We start from the raw sequence: 23,379 nt of genomic DNA on the forward strand, positions 1-23,379 counted from the left end.
CGACCGCCTGCCCCCGGTGTTGCATGCCCGCCACCCGTTTCGTTGCGGGTTGCCGCCCATGCTTGGTCAATGGGCGCGGCGCGTCAGATGACCGACCCCGCCCGGCGACAGGCTGCCCGGGCGCTGGAGGGTGCGCGCCGTCGGACCGACGGCCCGACGCACGGTGCGTCTGGCGGGACGCACTCCGGGGGTGCCGCTCTGCTGGCTCTGCAGCGCCGGGCGGGCAATGCCGCCGTCTCCGCGCTGCTGACCGGGAAGGGACGGGCCGAGGGTGCGCCGGCCGAGCGGATGGAAGAAGCCCTGGGTCAGCTGCGCCGTGAGGATCCAGCGATCGACGTGGTCGAGACCGGGCTCAAGGAGGCCAAGGCGGCCGGAGTGCCGGTGGACCTGGAGGGCACGCCGCCTCCCGCGGCGGCGCTTGCGGTCACGCTGACCGGGTTCGGCCCGGGGTCGGTGGCTCCCAAGAAGGCCCCGCTGCCGCCCAAGAGCGTCCCGAAGGTGCCCGCTCTGGGGAAGGCGGCCAAGGGTGCCGGCGCGGCAGCCAAGGGCAAGGGCGGTGCCGCAGCCGCCAAGGGCAAGGGCGGTGCTGAGGCCAAGGGCAAGGTCTCCGGTGGCGGACCCGGCCCGGTCCCCAAGGGCGGCGCCGGTGCTCCCGCCGGGCCGACCGCCAGTCCCGCGGCGGGCCTGGCTCCGGATCAGGTGACGCAGCCGCCGGTGCCGCCTCCCGGCATACTGCCCGGGCAGGACCCAGCCTTCACGGCGGTGACGGGCGGGCTCTCCGGTGCCGCTGCCACGGCGCGCGCCCACGGGCCGGCGGCCGCGAAGGCGAAGGAGGCGCAGGCTGCGGCGATGCCTCCGGCGGGCGGGCTGGCCGCGCAGGCCGAGGCGGCCAAGGTCGATGAGATGGATGCCCAGCAGCCGGGGGCCTTCGACAAGAAGGCGTTCATCACGGCGGTGAAGGCGGCCATCGAGGCGAAGTCGCCGAAGACGCTGGAGGAGGCGGACGAGTACCGGGAGTCAGGCAAGGCCGGTGACGTCAAGGGCGACGTCGCAGGGCTGGTGACGCAGGGCAAGGGGGAGCAGACCAAGGACATCGCGACCGCGACCGAGGCGCCGCCGGACCAGTCCAGGGCCGTGGCCAAGGAGGTCGTGCCGATGGGTGGGGAGCCCGTCGGTCAGGTCCCGTCCGTCCCGGCCGGGGGAGCGGTGCCCAAGCCGGCGCCGCCGGAGCAGACCAACCTGCAGGCCGGCAAGCACCAGGCGGAGGCCGAGCTGGCGGGGGCCGACGTCACCGAGGAGCAGCTGGAGCGGTCCAACGAGCCGGACTTCCAGCAGGCCGTGGCGGACAAGCGGGAGGCCGCCGAGCACGCCGACACCGCACCCGGGGAGTTCCGTCAGCAGGAGCAACAGGTCATCGAGCAGGACCGGGCCGGGGCCACGGCGGGGGTGACGGAGGCGGTGGCCGGGATGCAGGGGACCCGCGCCGGCGCGATCGCCGGACTGGTGGCGGACAAGGCCGCGACGAAGGAGGAGGACGAGGGCAAGCGGGGCGAGGTCGCCGGCAAGATCGACGCCATCTACGTCGCTGCGGAGCAGGACGTCAAGGCCATCCTGGACGGCATCGACCCCAAGGTGGAGAAGGCGTTCGGCGACGGGGAGGCCGCGGCCCGCGCGGCGTTCGAGTCCTACGTGGACGCCAAGATGTCCGCCTACAAGAGGGACCGGTACGGCGGGTGGCTCGGCGGCCTGAAGTGGGCCAAGGACAAGCTGCTCGGGATGCCCTCGAAGGTGAACGAGTTCTACGAGGCCGGCCGCGAGCTCTACCTGAAGAAGATGGACGGGGTGATCTCGCGGGTCGCCGACATCGTCGGCGGGGACCTGACCCGGGCCAAGAAGCGGATCGCGGCGGGGAGAGCTGAGATCACGGCATACGTGAAGAACCTGCCCGCGGACCTGCGCAAGACCGGCGCGAAGGCGGCCCAGGAGATCGGTGACCGGTTCGCCTCGCTGGAGGGGGAGGTTACGGCCAAGCAGGAGGCAGCGGTCGACATGCTGGCCAGCAAGTATGTCGAGTCGCGTAAGGCCCTCGACTCCCGGATCGAGGAGCTGCAGGCGGCCAACAAGGGCCTGGTCGACAAGGCGATCGGCGCCATCAAGGGCGTCATCAACACCATCCGCGAGCTCGCGGCGATGCTGGAGAACGTGCTCTCGCGGGTGGCGGGCGTGGTCGGCAAGATCATCAAGGACCCGATCGGCTTCCTGGGCAACCTCATCGCCGGGGTCAAGGGCGGGATCCTGAAGTTCCGGGACAACATCCTGGAGCACCTGCGCAAGGGGCTGATGGGGTGGCTGTTCGGGGCGCTCGCCGAGGGTGGCGTCGAGCTGCCAGAGAGCTTCGACCTCAAGGGCATCGTCAAGCTGCTGGCCTCGCTGTTCGGTCTGACGTGGCGGACCATCCGGGACCGGATCCTCAAGCGCGTCGGGGCCAGGGCGATGGGCGCGATCGAGCGGGGTGTGGAGATCTTCCAGGTGCTGGCCAGCCAGGGGCTCGGCGGCCTGTGGGAGATGCTGCTGGAGAAGCTGGGCAACATCAAGGACATGATCCTGGAGCAGGTCCAGGAGTTCGTGGTCGTCAAGATCATCAAGGCGGGCATCACCTGGCTGATCGGCCTGCTCAACCCCGCGGCGGCCTTCATCAAGGCGTGCAAGATGATCTACGACATCGTGATGTTCTTCGTCGCGAACGCGGCCCGGATCGGGCGTTTCGTCAACACCGTGATCGACTCGGTCGCCGACATCGTCCGCGGCAACGTCAGCGGCGTGGTGGACAAGATCAACAACGTGCTCGGCCAGATGTTGCCGCTCATCATCGGCTTCCTGGCCAGCGCCATCGGCCTCGGCGGCATCGGCAAGAAAATCCGAGAGATCGTCAACTCTCTCCAGAAGCCGTTCCTCAAGGCCGTCGACTTCGTGATCGACAAGGGGCTGAAGCTGGCCGGGCCGTTGATCCGGGGGCTGAAGGCCTTGGGAGGCAGGGCCAAGGCCGGGGCCAAGCGGGCCTTCGGGCGGGCGAAGAGTGCCTTCGGGTTCCGCGAGAAGACACCGGAGGAGGTTGCCAAGGACAAGCGGGAGCGTCTGGACAAAGGGATGGCCGCTGGGGTCGCTGCGGTCAATCGCTTCGCACGTAAGCCTGTGGGCAAGAGCCTGCTCGCGCCGTTGCTCTCGGCCATCAGGATCCGCTACCGCATGAAGAGTTTGGAGCCGGTTCTCACCGGGAGGACATGGAGCGTCGCCGGCACGGTGAACCCGTCCGAGACCAGGGGCACGAAGGCGATAGGTGAGGACAGCATCGCGGAGGCGAAGAAGCACCTCGGGGAACGCTACCTGGTCAAGGCTACGAACCGTGTCGGGCAAGTCACCAGCGTGCTCGAGGACCATGGTTTCGTCGTCCTGACCTACGACCGCCAGCGGACCATCGGGGGAACCAGCCAGACCATGGAAGGTCGACCGTCGTTCCCGGTGGGGACGTTCCTGGAGAATGTCAAGAACAACGGACCCGCGCTGGTGAAGGCTGAGGGAGGTGCTGGGCAGACGGCATACACCCTCGACGGACGGACGCTTCGAGAGCAGTATCACCGGGTCCGGGCGATGTTCTACAAGGGCGACTACCAGAAGCACCTTGAGGGGAAGTTGAGCGCCGTCACGTCCATGAGTCCCCCCGGAATGTTCTTGTGCCCAGGCTATGGGCGCGAACCCCACCTGGCGCCCATCGCGTCCGCGTCGCTTGATCATCGTGATTCTGTGGCTTTGCACTGGAACACCACGGGGCGGAGTTCGAACCAGGCGGAACGTTCCCGCTTCTGGACCGACGAGACAAACCTTCAGGTGCTGTGTGGAGGGTGCAACTCCAGGAAGGGTTCACGTGGCCCGGACGGTAAGAAGGCCAATTACATGAAGGAGGTCGAGATCCCCGGATTTAGTGGTCCCGACGGCAAGGAGTAGGTATTGGGGCGCCCTTTGACCACCAGCACCCTGGTTCGCTCCCCCGGCCTGGAGCTAGGCGGGCACGGGATCATGGGCGTCTTGCGAGGAATCCGCCTATGTACGCCGTCACAGCCCCGACCAGCACCACGATCGCTCCACCGTTGACGCCGACTCCCGCCCGCACGCTCAGGGCCGCCAGGAAGGCCACGACGAACAGCAGGCAGAGCAGGGCCGCGATCCGGGTAAGTCGGCCGGTCCGGCCGGTCAGGCCGAAGAGCGCGACGGCCCCGAGCAGCAGCGCGATAGAACCGCCGCTGACCAGAGTGTCGACGAGATCGTGGACGCCGGCCTGGTCAAGGGCGTCGGTCAGTTCCTGGTCCTCGATCCCGGTGAAGTTGTCGAAGTTAGTGATCGACCACTGGTGGCCGGTGCCACGGGGGTTGGTGGTCCACGGTTGGAAGCTCCCCAGCACGATGGCGGCGCTGCCCAGCGTGGTCAGGGCGGCACGGGCCATCGGTCGTCGGTCTGAGGACGACTGCACGAACTGCCCCCGCGTCTCGGACACGTCCTCGCCGTTCCACGCCGTCACCGTGATGCTGCGACTCACTTCCTGCCCACCGTCCGGCCGCGCGGCCCGGATGGTGACGCGGGCCATCGCGGACTGCCCCGCGGGCACCTCGATCTGCTCGGGGGAGACCGTGAGCTCCACGAGGCCCTCGTCGTCGTCCGCAGTGAGCGAGACGAGCTGCGGGCGGGTGCCCCGCCGGTTGTCCAGGATCACTGAGGTGTGCCCGGCCGAGGCGTTCTGCACCTTGACGATGCTGGGGTCCAGCCGGAGTGCGACCGGCGGGTCCTCCACGGGAGCGGTGGCGACCTGGATGAAGGTGCCCCGCACCTCGTGCTCCTGACGACCGTCGAAGGCGCTCACTGTCAGGGTCCGGGTGAGTTGCTCACCCGGGTCGGGCAGCGCCGCGTCGACCCGCACGCGGGCCGCGACGGCGGTGCCGGGTGGCACCTCGAGCTCGGGGGGAGTGAAGACGAACCTCGCTGCCAGCTCGGGGTCGTGGCCGGTGAACTGCACGAACTGCGCCTGGTTGCTGCGCCGGTTGTCCACGACGACGCGGAAGAGTGCGGTCGTGCTGTCTCGCCCGCGAAGGGTGCTCGGCTCCAGGCGCAGCTCCAGGGGGGCCGCCACCGCACCGATGACCAGGTCGACGCTGGCGTCCCGCCGCAGCGGGACCGCCGACTCGCCCTGGACCCGCAGACGGAGACGGGCCCGCTGCACCGGCACCAGGTCTTCCGGTCGGATGGACAGGTGCACAACGACGACCTCGTCGGTGCCCGGGAGCAACTGCAGACGGCCGGGGGTCACCACCAGCCAGGGCGGTGGGTGCACCACGGAGACGTCATAGGCCTCGACGATCGTCGAGCTGTTGCTGACGCGCACAGACACGGCGCCGGGTGCAGCGCCAGGAGTGACCACGACCTCGCGTTGCAGAATCTCGGCCTGCAGCGCGCTGTCCGGGTCGATGTCGTCGGAGGTGACCTCCCGGCCGTCCGGGGGAGGAGACCGATGGTCCCGGTGCTCCCCCCGGGCGTGCTGCGGCACCTGGATCCGGGTCGTCGCATCGGGTGGCGGTGGCGGTGCCGACGGCGAAGATGACACCGCAGGGGGCTCGGTTTCCCCCTCGTCCGGCACCTGCTCGGTCCGCACCCGCTCCCGGACGGGCTCGCTGAGCACGACCGGTGCGGTGGGTGCGTCCTCGTCGTCCCAGCCGAGGTAGGCACCACAGAAGTTGCAGAACTGCGTGCGGACCGGGTTGCGTTCGCCGCAGACGGTGCACGGTTCCTCGGCCACCGGTCAGCTCCCTAGCCGGTCGGCTCTTCGGCCTCCTCTTCGGGGGCCTCCTCGCGTTGGACTGCCATGGCCTGCACGGGCTCCTCTTCCTCCTCGCCCTCCTGACGCTGTATGCCGAGGGCTGGCTCGCCCGTAGACCGCTGCACCGTCCCGACGCCGTGGTCGTGCGCCGGGGCCGGCCCCGCCATGGCCCGCTCGGCGGTCGCGGCGGCCTCACGCTCGAAGCGGTCTCCGGGATCGCTCACCGCGATGCCTCCGCCGGCGGAGGTGCCGTCGACGGGGCCGGAGCGCTGCTGCACGACGTGGGTGAGCTCGTGGGCGAGGGTCTGCTGCCCCGCACTGCTCGACGGGTCGTAGGCGTCCCGTTGGAACACGACGTGTGAGCCCACTGTGTACGCGTGTGCGTTCACCGACGCTGCGGAGGCGTGGGCCGCGCCGTCGTCGTGGACCCGGACGTCACTGAAGTCGTGACCCAGCCGGGCCTCCATGTCGGCACGGACGGGATCGTCCAGGGGCCGGCCGGGAGAGCCGATGACGTCGTGGACCGGCGACCGCTCCTCCTCCACGGCGGCACTGACACCGGCATTGCCTGCCAGGCGCTGCAGACCGAGCACGTCGGAGGCGGAGAGCACCTCGGTCCGACCCTCCCCTGCGGCACGGGCCGCCGATCCCATCGGCTCCTCGTCGATCCGAGCAGACTTGGGGCGGAGCGATGTGGCATCGGACTCTTGGCTGTGGTCACGCATGATCTGTCCCTCCAGGCGCACGTGTGCTTCCTAGTCTCTGCCCAGGTTGCGCGCGGGGCGAGTAACTTCCAGACTCCCTCAGGTGCAGCCCTGATCGCCCCATGGGGCAGTGACTCGCGGCGTCTGGGCAGACCTGGAGAAGATCGCTCCCATGAGCCGTCGTGCGGGTCTACGGTCACGCCATGGAGGTCGGACCACGCCGACGGATCCGGGGTGCGCCGCTGATCGCGGCGGTGGTCCTGGCGATCCTGGCTGCCGCCGTGCCGGGTGGCTCCGTGGGCGCGGGTGCCACTGCGGTGGCGGCACCCGAGGGGGACGAGGACGGGGTCAGCCTGCAGTGGGAGGCCGCCATCAACGGCCGTCCGGTCGCCGAGATCGACGCCAACGACCCGGTCCGGCTGGACCCGGCGGAGGGGGCGCTGATCGAACTCACCCTGACCAACACCTCTGCCGAGGAGCTGAGCATCCGGAGCGTGCGACTGGACGGCAAGGTCATGGGGTTGACCATGTACAACTTCACCACCCGTATCGACCTGCTGATGCCACCGGACTCCGTCACCACGCGCACCTTCGACATCGATCTGATCGACCTGGCCGGTCAGGCCAACGGACTCATCCCCTCCCGGCTGCAACTGCTCGATGACGAGCGAGGCGTCGTGGCGGAGGAGAGCTTCCCCGCTGACATCCGCGGCTCCGTGAACTCGGTGTACGGCGTCTTCGGGTTTGCCGTCCTCGGCATCACCCTGGTCCTGCTGGGCTCGCTGCTGCTGGGCATCCGCCGCTCACAGATGCCTGAGAACCGCTGGAAGAGGGCCATGCGGTTCCTCCCCTTCGGTATCGGCCTCGGGTTCGTGCTGACGTTCACCCTCTCTGCCACCCGACAGTTGGCCCCCAGCGCCGCCTCGTGGACCACCGTGGTGCTGCTCTGCGCCGCCGCCGCCTTCGCGGTCGGCTACTTCCTGCCGATCGGAGTGCCCGACGACCAGGAGTCGGCGTCCGGCGACGTTGACTCCACCGGCGAGGAGGTGCAGGACGACACCGAGATGCTCGAGACGGTGGACGCCGATCTCGCCACGGCCGGCGGGGCTGCCGGGACGGCGAGGACCGGGCAGTCGACCGGACACTATTGGACGAGCGGCAGCCAGGGGCAGACCGGTCTGGACCAACCGGACGCACCCGAGGACGACTGGTGAGACACCGCGCGTCGGCCAAGTGGGTGGGGGTGCTGGTGGTCCTCCTGCTCTCCCTGACCGGCGCCGCGGCGGCCTTCACGGGACTCTCCGCAAACGGACTTGGAGTCTCCCCCGCCGCCGCGGCGTCACAGCCGTGCCCGGACGGGCAGCCCGACGCGGTGCTGCAGACCGCGGTGCCGCAGCCGGAGCCGACGGAGTGCCTCGCCCCGACCGCCCCAGAGGTGTCGGCCCCCACCGCGACCGAAGCGCCGGCCCCGACCATGACCGAGGCACCCACCCCCACCGTGACGGAACCCGTCCCGACCACCGGCCCGCCGCCGACTGTGACCGCCGGGGAGACGCAGCCGAACCCAACAGGGACGGTGCCCGCCCCGACGGCCACCGAGGCGGAGCCGACCGCGACCATCGGCGAGCCCACCGAGGCGGAGCCGACCGCGACCATCGCCGAGCCCACCCCCACGGATGCTGGCCTTCCACCGACGGCCGTCGAGGTGTCCCTGGTGGTCAGCGCTGCGACCAATCCGGTCGGTTCGGACCTGACGGTGACGGCCACGGTGCTGGAGGACGGGGCCGCGGTGGAAGACGCCAGCGTGCATCTCCTCGCCCAGATGGAGGGTGGCGGCGAACCGGACATCACGCTCGATTCCGACACCGACTCCAACGGGGTGGCGTCCTTCACCTACAGCCGGGGCGTCTCCGGGACCGAGACGCTGACCGTCACCGCCACCTGGGGGGAGGAGCAGGCCACGGCGGCGGACAGCGTCGTCTGGGTGGAACCCGAGGGAGACCCCGAGATCGACATCTCGCCCCGCGAGGGCACCGGGACGGTCGGGGAGATGGTCGAGTTCGTCGCCACCGTGACCCACGACGGACTGCCCGTCTCCGGCGCCGACGTGTCGTTCATGGCGTGGAGGGAGGGTCTCGACACCGTGAGCCTGGACGGCGTCACCGCGCCGGACGGGACGGTCGCTTTCGAGCACACCCGGAGCGCGCCCGGGGTGGACGAGGTCACGGTGGTCCTCGAGCCGGTCGAGGATGAGATCTTCGCGGACACGACGTTCACCTGGGAGGCTGCCGTCCCCGTGGCGGAGATCGCGCCGTCGGCCTCCAGCAGTCTGGTCGGTGAGACGGTCACCTTCGCTGTCACGGTGACCCAGGGCGGGCAGCCGCTCTCCGGGGAGAGCGTCTCCTTCTCGGCGACGATGCCCGGCGAGGAGTCGGTGTGGCTGGAGGGCACGACCGGCCCGGACGGGACGGCATACTTCGAGCACCGCCGGGACGTCGCGGGCGGCGACGCCATCTCCGTCTCCTCCTACCCTGCTGGCGCCTTCGCCGAGACCACCTTCACCTGGTGGCCCCTCGGTCCGGCGGTCGAGATCACGCCCCCAGCCGCGGGCGGACTGGTGGGAGAGCCTGCCTCGTTCGTGACTACGGTGCTCGTCGACGGGGAGCCGGTGCCCGCCGAGACGGTGCAGTTCACGGCCTCCATGGCCGGAGCCGAGACCGTCTCGCTGTCCGGGACGACGGACGTCGACGGGAAGGTCGCCTTCGAGCACGGGCGGGACGTGACGGGGGTCGACACCCTCACGGTCGAGGCGCTCGGTGTCACGGCGCAGTCCACCTACGCCTGGTACCCGTCGGGCCTCGCCGTGCGCGTCGACCCGCAGGGCTCCAGCGCCCAACCGGGCACCGAGGTCGAGTTCTCGGCGACCGTGACACAGGACGGCGTCCCAGTCGTCGGTGAGAACGTCGAGTTCTTCGCGGTCCTGGCTGACACCGACAACTTCGTGTCCCTCGACGGGACGACGGGCCCGGACGGCGTGGCCCACTTCTGGCACTACCGCGAGCAGTTCGGGGTCGACAACATCACCGTCTCCACCGTCGTGGGTGAGCTGGACGCCTCGGCGCAGACCGAGTTCACCTGGCGTGGGCCCCTGCAGGTGTCGTTGTCCCCCGAGGGCGGCAGCGCAGACACGGGGACACCGGTGGAGTGGACCGTCACGGTGGACGAGCTCGACGACCCAGCCTTTCTCGAGGACTTCGGGCCGGCCTGGCGCGAGGGAGTCAGCCTCCGAGTCCTCGCGCAGATGGATGGCGCCGCCGATGTGGAGCTGACCCTGACGCCGGATGCCGAAGGCATCGCCACCTTCACGCACAGCCGGCCGACGCCGGGCGCGGAGAGCCTCCTGGTCGAAGCGACGGTCGGGGAGGAGACCGTGACCACGGCCGGGAGCTTCCTGTGGATGCCCCAGACGCTGGAGATCCAGGTCGAGCCCCTGAACTCCAGCGCGACGCCCGGCACCACGGTCGAGTTCGCGGCCACGGTGACCGCCGACGGGGCAGCGCTCGCCGGTGCCGACGTCTCCTTCTCCGCACTCCTGCAGGGCACCGAGGACTTCGTGAGTCTCGACGGGACGACCGGTCCCGACGGGGTCGTGCTCTTTGAGCACGTCCGAGAGGAGTACGGGATCGACGACATCACCGTCTCGACCTCACTGGGCGAGTTCGAGACGTCGACGCAGACGGTGTTCACCTGGCGCCGGCCGCTGGAGGTGACGTTGTCCCCGGAGAGCGGCAACGCCGTCGTGGGGACGCAGACGGAGTGGACCGTCACGGTGAGCGAGGCTGACCCGATCATCATCGACGGTGCCGGACCGGAGGGCATGGCCCCCGCGTGGCGCGACGGTGTCAGTGTGCGAGTCCTCGCGCAGATGGACGGCGTGCCGGATGTCGACGTGATGCTGACCCCCAACGAGGACGGGGTCGCCACCTTCACCCACACGCGTCTCGCGCCTGGCGCCGAGACGATCGAGGTGTTCGCCACGGTCGGGGAGGAGACCGCCACCGCCTCAGGTAGTTTCACGTGGGTCCCCGAGGAGCTGGAGATCCAGGTCGAGCCCCTGGACTCCAGCGCGACACCTGGCACCACGGTCGAGTTCGCGGCCACCGTGACCGCCGACGGGGATCCCGTGGCCGGCGCGCCCGTGTACTTCTTCGCCGTCCTGGAGGGGACCGAGAACTCGGTCTTCCTCGAGGGGACGACGGGCCCGGACGGTGTGGCCCGGTTCGAGCACACCCGGGAGGCGTACGGCGTCGACGACATCAGCGTCTCCACGGTCGCCTTCGACCTGGACGCGTCCGCCGAGACCGTGTTCACCTGGCGCCGGCCGCTGGAGGTGACGCTGTCCGCGGGCACGGGCAGCGCCGAGGTGGGGACGCCCGTGGACGTCACCGTCACGGTGGGTGAGTCAGACCCCGAGCCGGGCGCCGCCGCGGTCGCCGCCCCCGGTGCCATCGCTCCCGCGTGGGTCGAGGGTGTCGAGGTCCGCTTCCTGGCGCAGATGCCTGGTGAACCCACTGTGGACGTCGCCCTGGTCCCGGGCGCCGACGGTGTCGCCACCTACACGCATAGCCGGTCGACGCCGGGCACGGAGAGTCTCCTGGTCGAGGCCACGGTCGGGGAGGAGACCGTGAGCGCGACGGGCAGCTTCGTGTGGGAGGCGCCGCTCTTGCTCACCGTCGAGCCGCTGGACGCCAGCGGTCCGGTCGAGGAGCCCGTGGAGTTCGCCGCCACCCTCACGACGGACGGCGCGCCGGTCTCGGGCGAGACCGTGTCGTTCTTCGCGGTCCTGGAGGGCACCGACGACTCCGTCGAGCTCGAGGCGGTGACCGATGCCGACGGGGTCGCGCGCTTCGAGCACGTCAGGACCGTCGTGGGCCTGGACCTCATCGAGGTCTCGGCGGACGACGGCGAGGTCTTCGCGGAGACCACCTTCACGTGGGAGGAGCCGCCACCGGTCCTCACGCTCTCCCAGAACGCGACCTCGGGTGAGATCGGGACACCGCTGGAGGTGACCGCGACGCTCACCGTGGGTGGTGACGCGGTGGCGGGCACCAACGTCCGGCTCCTCGCGCAGCTGCCGGGCGAGCCCGACATCGACGTCACGGAGCAGACCAACGCCGACGGCGTGGCCACCTTCACCCACACGCGCACGGCGTCCGGCACGGAGAGTCTCCTGGTCGGGGCGACGGTCGGTGACGAGACGGTGTTCACCTCCGGCTCCTTCGAGTGGGTCGTCCCGCCCGTGGTGCAGCTCGTGCTCGAACCGCTGGACTCGAGCGGACCGGTCGGAGCCACGGTTGAGTTCGTCGCAACAGTGACGGCTGACGGGGAGCCGCTCCCGGGGGAGTCCGTGACCTTCACCGCGGCCATGCCGGGCGCGCCGGGCGTGTCCCTGGCCGCCGAGACCGGAGACGACGGCACGGCTCACTTCGCGCACACGAGGTCGGTGGCCGGGGTGGACGGCATCACGGTGGGCGCGCTCGTGTTGGACCAGGCGGTGTCGACCGAGACCACGTTCACGTGGGAGTCGCTGCCACTGCCGCCCGCCGTCCTGACGCTGACGCAGAGCGGCACGACCGGAGAGGTCCAGACACCGCTGGTGTGGACCGCCACGGTCACATCCGGTGGTGATCCCGTCGCAGGGGCGAGCGTCCGGTTCGTGGGCCAGCTCGACGGTGCCGCCGACGTGGACGTCACTCACACCACGAACGCCGACGGCGTTGCCACGCACACGCACACCCGCTCGGTGACTGGCACGGAGAGCCTGCAGGTGACCACGACCGTCGGCGGGCAGAGCCTGGCCGCTACGGGTTCGTTCACGTGGACCCCCGTGGTGCCACCACCTCCTCCTCCGCCTCCCCCTCCTCCTCCGCCACCACCGACGACCCCTCCGACCGCCCCACCGGTGGTCACGATCCCACCAGTCACCCCGACCGCGCCGCCCACGACCACGCCGGAGGAACCCGAGGCCGAGGACGAACCCACCACGGCCGAGCCGACCACCGAGCCGGAGCCAGAGCCTCAGCCGGAGACTCAGCCAGGGCCGGAACCGACAGGAGACTCGGGCACCCAGGTGCAACTCGGACGGGAGTCGGCCATCCCGGGCGGAGACCTTGAGGTCAGCGGATCCGGTTGCGAGCCCGGCAGCACCGTGGTCGTCACCCTGGCGGACGAGACCCTGGGCACGACCACCGCCGATGCCACCGGGGCCTTCTCGGTCCGGGCCGCGGTCGCCAACGTGCCGCTGGGGCAGTATGCCGTGGACGTCGAGTGCGGTGGGGCGACCGGCCAGGCGATGGTGGATCTGGTCTCGACCGTCGAGTCGTCGACGGCCGTGGCCTCGGCGGCCTCAGCCGCAGCGGTCCTCACGTTCTTCGTGCTCCTCGGCACCGGTGTCCTGAAGCAGGTGACCGGCGGGGCGGGGTGACGCCGGCACAAGAAGAGCCGCAGAGTGGGCACTCCGGCCTCCCTGAAGACCCGCCACCCCGAAACGTTGCTGTCGACGGCTGCGACGCCCGCACCCGCAAGCAGAGGTGCCGGGGGTCTCACCGGACGTCTTCGAACGCCCTCTGTCTCTTCGGGCCGACTGCAGCCAGCCCGAGGAACGCGGAGGCGCTCGAAGAAGAGGTGGTGGGGCTCGAAGAGGTGCCGGGGTCGCTCGAAGGAGAGGAGTTGGGGCTCGCAGAGGTGCCGGGAGCGCTCGAGGAGGTGCTGAGCTAGCCGCTGGACCTGGTCACGCCCGGGGCGCGCGCCGCCGGGCTGGTGCGGGACCGGGCGCGGCCCTCCAACCCGAGCGGAAGCACCGCCGCAGCCAGCACGCACCCGACGATCGCCACTGTCACGGACACCGGAGAGAGCAGCCGGGCGGCCAGGATCCAGACCGCCAGCACGAGGACGACCCCGAGGACTGCGCCGACCGCGCCCATCCCCACGACCGTGCGAGCGGTGACGTGCTGCCCGCGCCGCAGGAGCGGGCGGAGCAGGGATTCGGCATACGCCGCCGCGAACAGCAGGCCTAGCACCACCACGGCGCCGGGCAGGCTCAGCAGCCGGCCCCACGGCGCACCGTCGGCCGGATGGAGCTGTGCCGTGAGGTCCAGGTCGGAGCCGTCGGGTGCGGTGACGTCGGCACGTAACGGGCCGACGGCGTAGATGCGGGCGCCGCTCAGGTTCACCGTCTGCTCGTCGCTGACGAGGGCACTACCGGCGGGCAGGTCGCGGCCCGCCAGTGTGAGATGCAGGCCGGAACCCGGCTCCAGGGGCACACCCTCCAGAGTGGCCATCTGTCGGGCCGCGTCCAGCCGGGCCGTCACGTCGGGGTCGGAGGAAGCAGCTGGCCCGACCAGCGTGACGAGGACGGCCAGGGCGGCCAGGATCCCGCTGATGAGCAGGCCGTGCCGCGCGACGGTGCTCAGGCGTCCGGGCGGGCCCGGTGTCGGGGCGATCGCGGGCCCTGGGGCAGTGGCAGGCGAGGGGGTCGGTGAGGTCCCGGGGACCTCGGACGTAGCGGGCCTGGCGGCGGCGGTGGACGGGGTCCCGCTGGCCGTGGACGCCGGTGCCGACCTTCCACCACCTGCGGGTGGGGCAGGTGTCGCCAGGCCGGACACCTGCGCGCCGACCATGGCCGCCCCGAGGGCGACGCCGTGCTTGGGCTGGGCGCTGACCGCGACCGGCCGCCCGAGCCGCCGGGTGAGCAGCTCGGTGACCAGCGGGATCCGGGCTGATCCGCCCACGAGCAGGACGGAGTCGAGCTCGGCGGCCGCCACGTCGGCGCTGGCGAGTGCCCGCTCCAGGGCCGCCACGGTCTCCTCCAGCGAGGGCCGGATCAGCTCCTCCAGCTCGGCCCGGCCCAGCCGCACGGTGCGGTGCTCGCCGCCGAGGTCCACCGGGATCGTGACGTCGGTGTCGACCGACAAGGCCTCCTTGGCCTCCGTGCAGTCACGCCGCAGCCGGGACAGACCGGTCAGCACCGCCTCGTCCTCGGGGTCGGCGTCGACATCGCCGAGGGTGGTCCAGATGTGCTGGAGCACGGCCGCGTCGAAGTCCAGCCCGCCCAGGTGCTCGATGCCCTCGGGAGAGCCGAGGAGGGCGAAGTCGGCCTCCCCGTCCTTGCGCAGCACCGCCGCGTCGAAGGTGCCGCCGCCGAGGTCGTAGACCGCCAGGGTGTCGCCGGTCTCGAGCCGCTCGGTGGAGGCGAAGTGGACCGCGGCTGCGGACGGCTCGGTGCAGATGACCACCGACCCCACCCCGGCCATCCGACCGGCCTGCTCGAGCAGCTCCCGCCGGTAGGGCCCCCAGTTCGCCGGGCAGGTGAGGACGACCGTCGCAGGCGGTCCGCCCTGACCCGCGCTGACGTGGGCCACCACCCAGGAGAGCAGTTGCGCCATCAGCGCGTGGGCGGACATCGGCGTCCCGCCGACCATGATGCTCGTGTCGTCCCCGACCCGGCGCTTGAACTCGGTGGCCAGCCGGCCGGGGTCGCCCGCGCCCCGGCGCACGGCGGGCTCGCCGACCAGGAACTCCCCGTCCTCGGTGCGGAACAGCGCCGAGGGGATCTGGGGGGAGTGGTCGCCCAGGGGGACGATCTCGGCCCGGCCCCCACGCCATACTGCCGCGGCGGTGTAGGTCGTCCCCAGGTCGACGCCGAGGCTGTAGCCGCCCCCGCCCGTGGTCCCTCCCGCGCCGGCCATCAGCGCAGCAGGCTGAGGTAGTCGCCGAACTCGCGCTCCAGCACGAGCCTGCCCAGCTTGCGGTACTCCTGCTGCACGGCCGCCACGACGTCGCCCATCCCGACGGGCCGGCCTGCGGCCGCGGCCAGGTAGGCGGCCGTCGTGCTGGCCGCGCGGATGTCACCCCCGGCCAGCTCAAAGGAGCGGGCGCAGAAGTCGAGGTCCAGGTCGTCGGCCACCGGCAGCGGCGGCGCCAGGCAGCGGGTCCACAGCTCGCGCCGGAACTCCTCGGTCGGCGCGGGGAAGTCGATGATCGCGTCCAGCCGACGGGTGAACGCCTCGTCGATGTTGGCCCGGAGGTTGGTGGCCAGCACGGCCAGCCCGTCGAAGGACTCCAGCCGCTGCAGCAGGTAGGCGCTCTCGATGTTGGCGTAGCGGTCGTGGGCGTCCTTCACCGCGCTGCGCTTGCCGAAGACCGCGTCGGCCTCGTCGAAGAAGAGCACCGCGTTGACCCCCGCGGCCTCAGTGAAGATCCGCTCCAGGTTCTTCTCGGTCTCGCCGATGTACTTGTCGACGACCGTGGCCAGGTTGACCGTGTAGAGATCCAGCCCCAGGTCGTGCGCGATGACCTCGGCCGCCATCGTCTTGCCGGTGCCGGAGTCGCCCGCGAAGAGGGCGGTGATGCCGATGCCCCGGCCGCCGCCGCGGCGCATCCGCCAGGTCGTCAGGACAGTATGCCGATGGCGTGCCCGGGCGGTCACGTCCCGCAGGGCGGTGCCCACCGCGGGGGTCACCACGAGGTCGTCCCAGCCGACCTCCGGCACGATCCGGCGGGCCAGGCGCTCCAGCCCGGCGGCGTTCTGGGCCTGGACACCGAGCCGCAGGTGCTGCGGTCCCAGCGGGGCGCCGTCGGCCGCGGCGGCGGTCCGGGCGGCAGCCACCGCGCGGGCGACCTGGGCCGGGGCCAGGGCCAGGTGCTCGGCCACGCCGTCCAGGGCGCCGCGGTCGGCGCCCAGGTAGGTGGCCCACACCTGGGCGCGCTCGGCGGGCTCGAGCGGTGGGACCGTCACGCTCAGCGGGGTCTGGGCCGTCCACCGCGGGTCCCAGGAGTCGTGGCCGGTGAGGATAACGGGGACGTCCGCGGTGGTCAGCGTGCGCAACGCCTCGGGGGCCGAGCCGGCGAGCGCCTCGACGGGACCGGCGACGAGGCCCGCGGAGCGGAAGAGCGCCTCGCGGCAGGCCGCCCGGAGCAGCTCGACCGGTGCCGGATGCTCGGGCACCCGGGTGAGGTCGATCGCGACGGTCCCGAGGCCGGCCTCGCCCAGTGCGGCGGCGGCGACGGAGCCGCCGGCGTCGGGGGAGGGTTCGCGCAGGTGGAGTAGGTGGGCGCCGGAGGCCAGGGCCCGTCCCAGACGGGTGGCGAGCGGCACGGGGAAGGGATGGGTGTCGAGCAGGTAGGAGGCCAGCTCCGGCGCGGGGTCCTGGTGCCCGAGCAGGTGGGCCGTGACCCGGTCGGGGACGCGGAGCGCGCGGGTCAGGAACGGCCGGTCCTCGTCCTCCACGTGTAGCAGGCCACGCCGCACGAGACGCCCGGCGGGACCGAGCCGGGCCCGCGCGTCGGCGTCCTCCGGTGCCGCCCCCACGACCTCGAGCGCCAGGCCGGTGGTCGCGCGCCGCCGACTCACGTCGTCGTTGAGATAGCCGTAGAGCCGCTCGAACCGGCTGTCCAGGTCGGGCAGCAGGGTGGTCAGCACCAGGTCGAGGTCCAGGTCGTCGAGATCGGCGTCCCGGGCCAACTGCCGCAGCACCAACTGGTGTCCCTCACGCTCCAGGCGGTCACCGAGATCGGCCACCTCCTGTCGGCCGGCGGTGTCCACGTCGGGACGCACGGCCGCTGACGCGAGCAGCCGCACGGCGGTGTCGTCGCTGACGTAGAGCCCGCGGAACGGGTCCTCCGGTGCGGGGTCGTCGGCCTGGCGGTGCTCGACCAGCGAGCGCACCCGGTCCTCGATGAGGGCCAACCGGGCGCGCAGGTAGGCGAGGTCGGGAGGGACACCGCTCATGGCTTCTTCCTCGCCCGGGCCGTGCGCTTGATCGCGGGACGGCGCGCCTCCTGGCGCGTCTCGGCGTTGCGCGGTTCCTCGCGGGACGGCCAGCCGTCGACGCCGCCCATGGAGACCAGCGGCGCCTCCTGCACGGGCGGTCCGGTCTCGAAGCCCTGGCGGGTCTCCAGCGGCGCGGTGACCACGAGGTCCAGGGAGGGTTTGAGTTCGCCACCCAGCGCGGTCCACACGTCGGCGAACGACCGGTCCTCCGGTGGTGGGAGCGCGATCGTCATCGCCACGGACGTCTCTGCCTCCGCCAGCGACCCGGTGAGCAGGTCCGGGGGGACCTGGTCGAACTTCAGGAAGCACTCCAGCAGGTGAGCGAGCAGGCGGTGCTCGTCCTCGGGGCGCGCGGTCCACGCGGTGATCAGGTAGGAGAGCTTGAAGTGCCGTGGGGGCAGGCGTCGACCGATGACGACCTGGTCGGGGGAGTACTCGTTGATCATGCCCCGCGTGCGGCGTCGCATGTCCTCGCGGATGTCGTAGAGGTAGACGTCGATCGTGGGCGCGCTGCGGCGCCCCGCCCACTCCTTGGTCGGGGCATCGAAAACAACCTCCACGTCCTTCGCGCCGGTCGCCTCCCGCTCGATCAGCGCCTTGACGGCGGAGTCCACCTCGTGGATCACGTCTGCAGTCTTCCAGCCCGGCGCGGGCCGTGGAACCGGACGCGGAGCCGCTCTCGGGGCACCTCCGGTTGCCCCGAGGGGCAGAGCCCCGTGCCCGGTATGCCGTACCTGCCCCGGTGCCCTGTCGGTGTACCCCCGGCGCCCGTACGCTGGAGCGGCGGGGCGGCACAGGCCCGTTCCGCTGTTGACCCGTTCCGCGTGTGGCTCGTTCCGCGTGTGGCCCGTGAGGAGGCGTTGCCCGTGGCCGATCCGGTGGTCGAGCTCGAGCCGGTCGCGGCCGCCGTCGAGCCGGGGGGCCAGACCCGGGTCGTGGTCACCGTCGTCAACGAGGGCACCATCGTCGAGGGCTACCGGGTGGAGGTGCTGGACGATGTCACCGGCACCGGTCGGGACGTGGTCGGCCCCGCGTCATGGTCCGAGGTGCTGCCCGCCGAGGGCGGTCGGACCGGGGAGGGCGGCGAGCCGGACCTGACCGTCTATCCCGGTCAGCAGGGTGTCGTCGTGGTGGTCTTCTCCCCGCCCGTGGGCACCCGGGTGCCCGGTGGCCGGTGCGCGTTCGCCATCCGGGTCAGCTCCGTCGTCGACCCTGACACCAGCACGGTGATCGAGGGCGATCTGGACATCGGGAAGGTCACCGCCCTGCAGGCCAAGCTCGTGCCGGTGACCTCCACCGGGCGGTGGCGCGGCAAGCACCTGGTGGAGCTGTCCAACTGGGGCAACACACCGGCAAGGTTGCGCGTGGTCGCGGAGGACCCGGACCGGGCACTGGGGTTCCTCGTGCAACCCGACACCGTCGAGCTGCCGGTCGGGGCGTCCGCGCAGGTGCGGCTGAAGGCCCGCACGCGCAAACCCACGTTGCGCGGCACCGCGGCCAGGCTGCCGTTCACGGTGCGGGCGGAGCCCGCGGACGGCGCGCCGACCCCGCAGGCGCCCCCCGTGCCCGGCATGCCGCTCGTCGAACCTCACACGGCGACCGTCGACGGGGCCTTCAACCAGAAGCCGATCCTGACCAAGGGCGTGGTGCTCGGCGCCGGACTGGTGCTCGTCGGGGTGGCCGGCCTCACGGCATACGGGCTCATGACCCGCGGCGACGGCGCGCAGAACTTCCAGGAGTTGGGGGTTCCCGACACCCCGGAGGTGTCCGTGGAGGCGACCGGGCCGGAGTCGGTGCGGGTCAGCTGGATCCCGCTGGACCAGGTCGAGGGCTACAAGCTGTTCCAGCTGGACGCGCAGGGGGCGGTGACCACCGAGATGCCGCTGGCGCCGGAGCTGGGGGCAACGCCGGTCGAGGGGCTGGCACCGGACCAGGAGCACTGCTTCACGATGGCGGCGGTCCGCGGTGAGGTCCAGTCCCCGCAGTCGGCCCCCGTGTGCGCGCACACCCCGGTAGCTGCTCCCACCGATGAACCCACGACCACCGGGCCGCCCGAGGAGACGACCGAGGCGGCACCCACGACCGAGGGGCAACCCACGGACACCGGAGCGGCGGAGACCACCGGGGCCCCGACCACCGACGGCCCGGCGGAGACCGGCGCCACCGCCACCGCTGTGCCACCGGCGCCGCCCACCGACGAGCCGCCCTTCGAGCCGGGTGAGTGGGCCGCGGTGGTGGGCGTGTTCCCGGCGCTGGGCACCGCCGGGGAGACCGGGGCCACCCAGCTCGTCGAGGATCTCGAGGCGGAGGGGGTGGAGGCGCTGGCCGTCAACACCGAGGAGTTCCCGGACCTGGGGCTCGCCGAGCAGGGATGGCTGGTCCTGCTCGACGGGAAGACCACCTTCGAGGAGGCATCCCAGGCATGCCAGGACGTGCAGGCGGCACTGCCCGAGCTGGTGGGTTTCTGCAACCCGCCGGTCCAGCCGGTGAGTCCTGTCCCGGTGGAGACCGGTTAGCCGCACGGCTCCCTCTGCGATCCAACGGCCGCACGGTCGCCGACGACGAACCGTCAGCCGCTCACGGCCGCGCCAGCAGCGTGAGCTGCGACAGCCCGGCGACGTCCTGGATCCGCTCGTCGTCTCCCGTGTAGGTCTCCCCAATACTGATCGTGAGACGGCCCACTGCCCTCTCCGTGTCGAAGGGCACCTCCTGCAGCTCGGGAGCGCGGGTCAGATCCACCGTCCGGCAGGTCCCGTCCGGCAGCTGCACGTGCAGCTGGGTGGGGATGTGCTGGAGCGGCCGGTCGGACGGGTCGGTGACGCCGGTGATCACGTGCAGTTCCCGCACCCGGGTCTCCGGGAAGGTCAGGACGACTCTGCCCCCGCGGCCGTCCCCGCAGGACGGCCGCCCTTCCGGTGGGGTCCAGCCGGTGACCCACGCGGTGGTCGGGTCGGCGTCGAGGAGCCCGTTGGGGTCGTTGTCCCCGATCACCGAGTCCTCCGGCAGCGCCTGGGCACCCACGTCGCGGACCGGGTCGAGCCGGTTGGTCACGTCATACCACCGGTCCATGGTCCATCCGACGGGGTCGCTGCCCACGACGGCGAACCCGCCGAGCACCACCGCTGCGATGAGCGCAGTCACGCCGACACGACGCCACCGGTAGAGAGGGGGCAGGCTGCGCCGGTAGGCGCGGCGGGCAAGCCGCGTGTCCGACCGCAGGAGCCGACTCCACCAGCCGCGTCGCCTCGGCTCGGGGCCGCGGGCCGGAGCTCCCGTGGCCAGGACCTGGCCGCAGTGTCCGCAGAACCGCCGGTCCGGCCCGTTCTCGTGACCGCAGTTCGGGCAGGCACGGCCGGAGGTGACAGCCGGTGCGGTCGCCACGGGAGCGGGGGGTGTTGCCGCGGTCTCCGGCGCTCGTGTCACGGCGAGCGGCATCGTGACGTCGCGCTGCGGGATCGGGGCGGTGGTGTCGGCCAGTGGCGCGCCCTCCGGCCCCCCGTCCGGTGCTGTCTCGGCCCTCGCGGCCGGTGCGGCGTCCCCGTCACGCTCGTCCCAGCCCAGATAGATGCCGCAGAACAGGCAGAACTGGGTGCCCGGCGGGTTTGGCTCCCCGCAACCGGTGCAGACGTCATTCACGACAGTCACCTCCGTGGGACGAGGGTCGACGGGACGGGACAAATGCTCGATAGTAGGCAGGAACCAGGCGCTACGAAGGGGACACCGTGGCCGTGTGCACCAGTTGCGGCCTCCGCAACGAGGAGGGCGCGGTCTTCTGTGCCCGGTGCAACCACTTCCTGGAGTGGGAGGACACGCCGCCGCAGCCCCCCGCCCCGGAGCCCGAGCCGGAGGATGAGTCGGTCCCAGAGCCCGAGTCCGACCCGGAGCCCGAGCCGGAGGGTGAGTCGGTCCCAGAGCCCGAGCCCGAGCCCGACCCGGAGCCCGAGCCGGAGGATGAGGCTGGGCCGCCGGAGGAAGAGCTCGAGCCGGAGGAGGACCCGGTTTCGGAGGTGCCACTCCCGGAGCCTGAGCCTGAGCGTGAGGTAGAGCCGGTCCGAGAGGTCTCCGAGCCAGACGTAGAGCCCGTCCGGGAGGTCTCCGAGCCGGACGTAGAGCCGGTCCAGGAGCACTCCGAGCCCCGGCCCGAACCGGAGTCGACGGAGTCCCAGACAGCTGGGTCCGGGTCGCTCCCACCCGTCACCAGGGTCCTGGAGACCATCGACCAGGGCGCCCGGCTGGCCCGGGAGCAGGGCCGTCCGGACCTTGTGGAGCACCTGGAGCAGGCCCGGGGGCGGCTCCGGCACGGCACCGCCACGGTGGCGGTCGTGGGCGAGTTCAAGCAGGGCAAGTCGACCCTGGTCAACGCCCTGCTGCAGACCGCGGTCTGCCCGGTGGACGCCGACATCGTGACGGCCGTGCCGACCGTGGTCGGCCACGGGGAGAAGGTGAGCGTCACGGCATACTTGGAGCCGGTCGGTGACGGCCCGGTGCGACCGGTCCAGGCCTCGCTCAACGACATCCGTGAGCTGGTGGCCACGAGCTCGGGCGACGGTGGTCAGCGGTATGTCGAGGTGCACCTGCCGCACCGGATGCTGCGGGCGGGTCTGCGGCTGATCGACACTCCGGGGGTGGGTGGACTGGACTCGGCCTACGGTCAGCTGGCGCTCGGTGCCCTGCAGACCGCGGACGGCGCACTGTTCGTCACGGACGCCTCGCAGGAGCTCACGGCGCCGGAGCTGGACTTCCTCCGCTCCGCCACGAGCCGCTGCCCGAACACGGCCGTGGTGATCAGCAAGACCGACCTCTATCCCGAGTGGCGCCGCATGGTCGAGCTGAACCAGAGCCACCTGCGGGCCGCCGGGATCGAGGTCCCTGTGCTGCCGGTGTCCTCGTTCCTGCGGCTGCGGGCGACGACGGACCCCTCGTTGAACGAGGAGGCGGGCTTTGCCCCGCTCGTGACCTTCCTCGCCTCCGTGGTGTCCACCCAGGCGGGGCGCGCTGCGGAGCAGGCGGCCGCCGAGGTGGACTTCGTGGCCGAGCACCTCGCCGCGGCGACCCAGGCCGAGCGGGCGGTGCTCGCCGAGCCGGTCCGGTCCGCGGACGTCATCGAGGACCTGGACCGAACCCGGCAGCGCGCGGCCGGCCTGGCTGCTGCCTCGGCCGGCTGGAAGGTGGCGCTCGCGGACGGCGTGCAGGACCTCATCGCCGACGTGGACCACGACCTGCAGCAGCGACTGCGGTCGGTGCTGCGGGAGGTCGAGGGCATCATCGACGCCGGCGACCCGGCGGAGACGTGGTCGGACATCGAGGTGTGGCTGCGCCGGCAGGTGGCCACCGCCGTCCTGCAGAACCGCGAGCTCCTGCAGTCCCGTGCGACCGATCTGGCGACGGACCTGGCGGTCGACTTCGAGCTCACCGGCGGTGCGTTCGCGCTCCGGCTCCGGGGTCTGAGCGATGTGTCCGAGACCGCTGCGATGCCGGATGCCGCCGCGATCGCGCTCCGGCCCGGCCGGCTGCAGTCCATCATGATGGTCACCCGCACGACGACCTTCGGCCCGATGCTGATCATGGGTGTGGCGGGCCTGTTCGGGCTCGCCATGCCGCTCGTCGGTGTGGCGGCGGCCGCCGTGGGCGCGGGCCTGGGGAGGCGGGCGCTGCGCGAGGAGACCGAGCGGGTGCGGTCGGGCCGGCGGCTGCAGGCCAAGGCCGCCGCCCGCAAGTATGTCGAGGAGGTCTCCTTCGTCCTGGGCAAGGAGAGTCGCGACAGCCTCCGCGAGACACAGCGTCAGCTGCGCGACGACTTCCAGGCGCGGGCCGAGGTGCTCGAGGCGTCGGTGGCGGCTGCGCACCGTGCCGCCCAGCAGGCCAGCGCCCTCACCCCGGAGGCGCGGGCGGCCCGGTCCCGCGAGCTGGACGCGCACACGGACCGGTTGGCGCAGCTGACGAGCCGTCCCCGCGGCACGGGCTGAGAGGAGGCTGGGGTC

At 71.8% G+C, this 23,379-nt stretch carries 11 protein-coding genes; 5 read left to right on the forward strand and 6 right to left on the reverse strand.

The genetic code is table 11. The features are described from left to right. Window positions 1–69: 69 nt before the first annotated feature. Window positions 70–4,002 carry a hypothetical protein gene (locus MWU75_RS13035; RefSeq protein WP_247091379.1) on the forward strand — a complete coding sequence of 1,311 codons (3,933 nt, stop codon included), beginning with the start codon at window positions 70–72 and terminating at the stop codon, window positions 4,000–4,002. Window positions 4,003–4,072: 70 nt separating this feature from the next. Here the strand turns inward: MWU75_RS13035 and MWU75_RS13040 are convergent, their stop codons facing one another. Together MWU75_RS13040 and MWU75_RS13045 are read right to left on the reverse strand one after the other, a co-directional pair. Further along, window positions 4,073–5,842 (reverse strand): hypothetical protein, encoded by a 1,770-nt coding sequence (locus MWU75_RS13040; protein WP_247091381.1) that lies wholly within the window; start codon window positions 5,840–5,842, stop codon window positions 4,073–4,075. Between the two features lie 11 nt (window positions 5,843–5,853). Next, the gene (locus MWU75_RS13045; RefSeq protein WP_247091383.1) at window positions 5,854–6,588 is read right to left on the reverse strand and encodes a DUF4157 domain-containing protein; all 735 of its coding nucleotides are present in this window, start codon (window positions 6,586–6,588) and stop codon (window positions 5,854–5,856) included. 182 nt (window positions 6,589–6,770) lie between these two features. Between MWU75_RS13045 and MWU75_RS13050 the strand changes: the two genes are divergently transcribed. Both MWU75_RS13050 and MWU75_RS13055 read left to right on the forward strand, forming a co-directional pair. Further along, complete coding sequence (locus MWU75_RS13050; RefSeq protein ID WP_247091384.1) at window positions 6,771–7,781, forward strand: hypothetical protein; 1,011 nt, start codon at window positions 6,771–6,773, stop codon at window positions 7,779–7,781. Beyond that, a complete protein-coding gene (locus MWU75_RS13055) occupies window positions 7,778–13,051 on the forward strand; it encodes a hypothetical protein (protein WP_247091386.1) in 5,274 nt (1,757 codons plus the stop codon). The genes MWU75_RS13050 and MWU75_RS13055 overlap by 4 nt, the downstream gene beginning before the upstream one ends. Window positions 13,052–13,340: 289 nt before the next feature. On the opposite strand, the gene MWU75_RS13060 is transcribed toward MWU75_RS13055, so the two are convergent. The 3 genes from MWU75_RS13060 to MWU75_RS13070 are packed head-to-tail and all read right to left on the reverse strand — an operon-like array spanning window position 13,341 to window position 18,024. After that, window positions 13,341–15,314 (reverse strand): Hsp70 family protein, encoded by a 1,974-nt coding sequence (locus MWU75_RS13060; RefSeq protein WP_247091393.1) that lies wholly within the window; start codon window positions 15,312–15,314, stop codon window positions 13,341–13,343. Next, window positions 15,314–17,356, reverse strand: coding sequence for an ATP-binding protein (locus MWU75_RS13065; protein WP_247091395.1), 2,043 nt, complete (start codon window positions 17,354–17,356; stop codon window positions 15,314–15,316). Before MWU75_RS13065 ends, MWU75_RS13060 begins: the two co-directional genes overlap by 1 nt. Continuing rightward, window positions 17,353–18,024 carry a DUF4255 domain-containing protein gene (locus tag MWU75_RS13070; RefSeq protein ID WP_247091397.1) on the reverse strand — a complete coding sequence of 224 codons (672 nt, stop codon included), beginning with the start codon at window positions 18,022–18,024 and terminating at the stop codon, window positions 17,353–17,355. Before MWU75_RS13070 ends, MWU75_RS13065 begins: the two co-directional genes overlap by 4 nt. A gap of 240 nt (window positions 18,025–18,264) precedes the next feature. On the opposite strand from MWU75_RS13070, the gene MWU75_RS13075 reads away from it, so the two are divergent. Then, window positions 18,265–19,914 carry a fibronectin type III domain-containing protein gene (locus tag MWU75_RS13075; protein WP_247091399.1) on the forward strand — a complete coding sequence of 550 codons (1,650 nt, stop codon included), beginning with the start codon at window positions 18,265–18,267 and terminating at the stop codon, window positions 19,912–19,914. 61 nt (window positions 19,915–19,975) lie between these two features. On the opposite strand, the gene MWU75_RS13080 is transcribed toward MWU75_RS13075, so the two are convergent. Beyond that, entirely contained in the window at window positions 19,976–21,034 is a 1,059-nt protein-coding gene (locus tag MWU75_RS13080) for a zinc ribbon domain-containing protein (RefSeq protein ID WP_247091401.1), read from the reverse strand. Between the two features lie 86 nt (window positions 21,035–21,120). Between MWU75_RS13080 and MWU75_RS13085 the strand changes: the two genes are divergently transcribed. Next, window positions 21,121–23,364, forward strand: coding sequence for a dynamin family protein (locus MWU75_RS13085; protein ID WP_247091403.1), 2,244 nt, complete (start codon window positions 21,121–21,123; stop codon window positions 23,362–23,364). Window positions 23,365–23,379: the final 15 nt, after the last annotated feature.

The organism is Ornithinimicrobium sp. F0845 (assembly GCF_023015765.1).
Classification (GTDB): Bacteria; Actinomycetota; Actinomycetes; order Actinomycetales; family Dermatophilaceae; genus Ornithinicoccus.

Coding starts and splice junctions, on each gene's coding strand:
- MWU75_RS13045 (WP_247091383.1), bottom strand. CDS start 6,588: ATGCGTGACCACAGCCAAGAGTCCGATGCCACATCGCTCCGCCCCAAG.
- MWU75_RS13060 (WP_247091393.1), bottom strand. CDS start 15,314: ATGGCCGGCGCGGGAGGGACCACGGGCGGGGGCGGCTACAGCCTCGGC.
- MWU75_RS13050 (WP_247091384.1), top strand. CDS start 6,771: ATGGAGGTCGGACCACGCCGACGGATCCGGGGTGCGCCGCTGATCGCG.
- MWU75_RS13065 (WP_247091395.1), bottom strand. CDS start 17,356: ATGAGCGGTGTCCCTCCCGACCTCGCCTACCTGCGCGCCCGGTTGGCC.
- MWU75_RS13035 (WP_247091379.1), top strand. CDS start 70: ATGGGCGCGGCGCGTCAGATGACCGACCCCGCCCGGCGACAGGCTGCC.